This is a genomic window from Stenotrophomonas pictorum JCM 9942, assembly GCF_001310775.1.
Classification (GTDB): domain Bacteria; phylum Pseudomonadota; class Gammaproteobacteria; order Xanthomonadales; family Xanthomonadaceae; genus Stenotrophomonas; species Stenotrophomonas pictorum.
The window spans coordinates 1-3,695 of the sequence record NZ_BAZI01000271.1 but is presented as its reverse complement, the minus strand read 5'-3'; the positions used below and the strand labels follow the sequence as shown (position 1 = coordinate 3,695).

Here is a 3,695-nt window from a genome sequence, read left to right as displayed (position 1 = left end):
CCACCGGCGAGCCGGCCGTGGCAACGGCAGCCACGCCGGCCAAGCCGCTGACCCTGGGCAGCCTGGAATTCACTCCCTGCAGCTTGAGCTCGCCGCTCAGCCGCAACAGCCTGGAAGCGCATTGCACCACCTTCCAGGTCCCCGAGGACCGGGCCAATCCGCAGGGGCGCAAGATCGCCCTGAACATCGCCTGGCTGGCACCGGAGAAGCAGACCGACCTGCAGCCGGATCCGGTGTTCTTCCTGGCCGGCGGTCCGGGCCAGGCGGCGGTGGCACCTACCCGCAGGTGGATACGGCGTTTGCCGAGGTGCGCAAGCACCGCAACGTGATTCTGGTGGACCAGCGCGGCACCGGAAAATCCAATCTGCTGGCCTGTGATACGCCCGAAAGCGAGGACATCTCGCCTGCGGCGATGCAGGCCGAGGCGGGGAAATGTGCGGCCAAACTGGCGGGGAAAGCCGATCTGCGCTTCTACACCACCACCGATGCGGTGGCCGATCTGGACGCGGTGCGCGCGGCCATCGGCGCGGAGAAGATCAACCTGGTCGGCGTCAGCTATGGCACCCGCGTGGCCCAGCAGTACGCCATGCGCCATCCGCAGGCCACCCGCAGCATCGTGCTCGATTCGGTGGTACCCAATACCCAGCAGCTGGGCAACATCTTCGCGCGCAACCTGGATGATGCGCTGGCGCTGCAGTTCGCCCAGTGCACGCAGACACCCTCGTGCAAAGACAAGCTCGGTGACCCGCGTGCGGAACTGGATGCGCTGCTGGCCAGGCTGCGTGCGCAGCCGGTGACGGTGCGCTACCGCGACGCGAGCAGTGGCGAGGAGCGCGAGGACGTGCTGCGCGCCGAGACCGTGGCCGGTCTGGTGCGCATGTATGCCTACATGCCGGCGGCCGCGGCGCTGCTGCCCAAGCTGATCCATGAAGCCGGCGCCGGCCGCTATGAAAACCTGATGGCGCTGGCGCAGATGATGCAGGGCGACATGAAGGACAGCATGGCCATGGGCATGCAGCTGTCGGTGGTGTGCAGCGAGGACGGCGAGAGCATGGTCGCCAACCAGGCCGATGAAGGCACCGTGCTGGGCAACCAGATGCCGCAGGCCATGGCGGCGATGTGCGCGGCCTGGCCCAAGGGCGCCGCGCCGACGGACTTCCACCAGCCTCTGGCCGGCAACGTGCCGGCGCTGGTGCTGGAAGGCGAGTTCGATCCGGTCACGCCGCCGCGCTATGGCGAGGAGGTGGTCAAGACCCTGCCCAACGGCCGTCTCTTCGTGCTGCGCGGGCAAGGCCACAACGTCATCGGTGCCGGCTGCATGCCCAAGCTGTTCGCCCAGTTTGTTGAAAAGGCCGATGCCAAGGCGCTCGATGGCGCCTGCCTGGAGAAACTCGACTACGTGCCGCCGTTCACCAGCTTCAATGGCTGGGAACCGTGACCTCACCGCATTCCTGAGGAATCTGCTTCCATGATCGTTGCAGAACGACTTCGCAAGACCTTTCCCGGCAAGGGCAAGGACAAAGCCCCGGTGATCGCCGTGGACGAAGTGGGCTTCACCGCCCATGACGGCCAGATCACCGGCCTGCTCGGCCCCAATGGCGCCGGCAAGACCACCACGCTGCGCATGCTCTACACGCTGATGACGCCGGAGACCGGCCGCGTGCTGGTCGATGGCATCGATGCCGCTGTCGAGCCCAACGCGGTACGCCGCAGCCTGGGCGTGTTGCCCGATGCGCGCGGCGTCTACAAGCGGCTGACCGCGCGCGAGAACATCGACTACTTCGGTCAGCTGCACGGCATGAGCCCGGCGGCCATCGCCGCACGCACCGAGCGCCTGGCCCAGGCGCTGCAGATGGAGGATTTCCTGGATCGCGCCACCGAAGGCTTCAGCCAGGGCCAGCGCACCAAGACCGCGATCGCCCGCGCGCTGATCCATGATCCGCGCAACGTCATCCTCGACGAGCCGACCAACGGCCTGGACGTGATGACCACGCGCGGCCTGCGCGGCTTCCTCAAGGAGCTGCGCGCCGAAGGCCGCTGCGTGATCTTTTCCAGCCACATCATGCAGGAGGTGGCCGCGTTGTGTGACCGCATCGTGATCGTGGCGCAGGGCCGGGTGGTGGCGCAGGGCACGCCGGAGGAACTGCGCGCGCAGGCCGGCGAGGCCAATCTGGAAGATGCGTTCGTCAAACTGATCGGCAGCGAGGAGGGTCTGCACGCATGAACCGGACTGGATATTTCCGCAGCATGTTCGCGGTGATGCGCAAGGAGCTGCGCGACTTCGCCCGCGACCGCCGCACCTTCCTGCTGACCCTGCTGACCGCCCCGCTGCTCTATCCGCTGCTGTTCCTGGGCATGGGCAAACTGGCCAGCCTGCGTGCCGAGACGCAGCTGGAGAAAGACATGACCGTGCCGGTGGTGGGCATCGCGCGGGCACCGAACCTGGTGGCGTTCCTGGCCAGCCGTGGCATCACTGCCACCGAGGCACCGGCGGACATCGAGCAGCGCATCCGCTCCCAGCGTGAGGATCTGGCGCTGGTGATCGATCCGGACTTCGCCGCCGACTGGCAGGCCGGCAAACCGGCCAAGGTCGAGATCGTGGCCGATACCACCCGCCGCACCAGCGAGGTGCAGGTGGCACGGGTGCGCGCCACGCTGGGCGAATACGGCCAATCGGTGGCCTCGCTGCGGCTGCTGGCGCGCGGGATCAGCCCGATGGTGGCCGCGCCGGTGAATATCGGCACCCGCGACCTGGCCACGGCCGAAGCCAAGCGCGGCATCTTCCTGTCCTTCATCCTGCCGCTGATGCTGATGCTGACCGCCTTCGTCGGTGGCTCGCATCTGGCGATGGACACCACCGCCGGTGAACGCGAGCGGCAGTCGCTGGAGCCGTTGCTGGCCACGCCGGTCGCGCGCGGAGCACTGGTCAGCGGCAAGATGCTGGCCGCGGTGGTGATCGGGCTGGCCTCGATGCTGCTGATCCTGCTGTCCTTCAAGCTCAGTGCGAGCCTTGGCACCGGGATCGCGCGCTCGCTGGACGTGAGCTTCGCGGCGATGGGCAAGCTGCTGGTGATCCTGCTGCCGCTGGTGCTGATCGGCACGGCGCTGCTGACCTGCCTGGCCGCCAGCGCCAAGAGCATGAAGGAGGCACAGAGCCACATGGTGTGGCTGATGCTGCTGCCGATGCTGCCCGGTTACGCGCTGATGGCCTATCCGCTCAAGGACACCCAGCTGTGGCAGTACGCGGTGCCATTCCTGTCGCAGAACCAGATGCTGGTGAAGGTGACGCGTGGCGAGATGCCGACCGCAGCGCAGTGGGGCGTGTATCTGGCGGCCTCGGTGCTGCTGGCGGTGCTGCTGTGGGCGGTGGCGGTATGGCGCTACCGGCAGGAGCGGCTGGCGATTTCCGGCTGAGCCGGGAGCACGGCAAACAAAAAGGCCCGGAGCGATCCGGGCCTTTTTGTTGCCATGACGGCGGACTTACTGGTTCGGCGTGAAGGCCAGCGTGCGGCGGGTGGTGGTCGGGCTGGCGATCGGCTCGAACTTCCAGCGGCGCACCGCGTTGAGGGCTTCGCGGTCGAACACGCGTGGCGGGTTGGAACGCAGCACGCGGGCGTCGGTGACCGAGCCGTCGGTGCCGACGGAGATTTCCACCAGCACTTCGCCAGAGGTACCCGAGCGTAGCGCGTCGGCCG

General features: G+C 67.6%; 4 protein-coding genes and 1 pseudogene. 4 read left to right on the top strand and 1 reads right to left on the bottom strand.

All coding sequences use genetic code 11. The features are described 5' to 3' along the window. The 4 genes and pseudogenes from JCM9942_RS19110 to JCM9942_RS12210 form a co-directional block, all read left to right on the top strand. Nucleotides 1-329: pseudogene (locus tag JCM9942_RS19110) on the top strand (hypothetical protein); the annotation flags it as partial. Continuing rightward, a complete protein-coding gene (locus JCM9942_RS12220; protein ID WP_157722908.1) occupies nt 287-1,438 on the top strand; it encodes an alpha/beta hydrolase in 1,152 nt (383 codons plus the stop codon). The pseudogene JCM9942_RS19110 and the gene JCM9942_RS12220, both read left to right, overlap by 43 nt. A gap of 30 nt (nt 1,439-1,468) precedes the next feature. Next, entirely contained in the window at nt 1,469-2,224 is a 756-nt protein-coding gene (locus JCM9942_RS12215; RefSeq protein ID WP_054659974.1) for an ABC transporter ATP-binding protein, read from the top strand. After that, nucleotides 2,221-3,414, top strand: coding sequence for an ABC transporter permease (locus JCM9942_RS12210; protein WP_054659972.1), 1,194 nt, complete (start codon nt 2,221-2,223; stop codon nt 3,412-3,414). The genes JCM9942_RS12215 and JCM9942_RS12210 overlap by 4 nt, the downstream gene beginning before the upstream one ends. A gap of 66 nt (nt 3,415-3,480) precedes the next feature. On the opposite strand, the gene JCM9942_RS12205 is transcribed toward JCM9942_RS12210, so the two are convergent. After that, nucleotides 3,481-3,695: energy transducer TonB (locus tag JCM9942_RS12205; RefSeq protein ID WP_157722907.1), on the bottom strand; the 215-nt coding region annotated here is incomplete at its 5' end.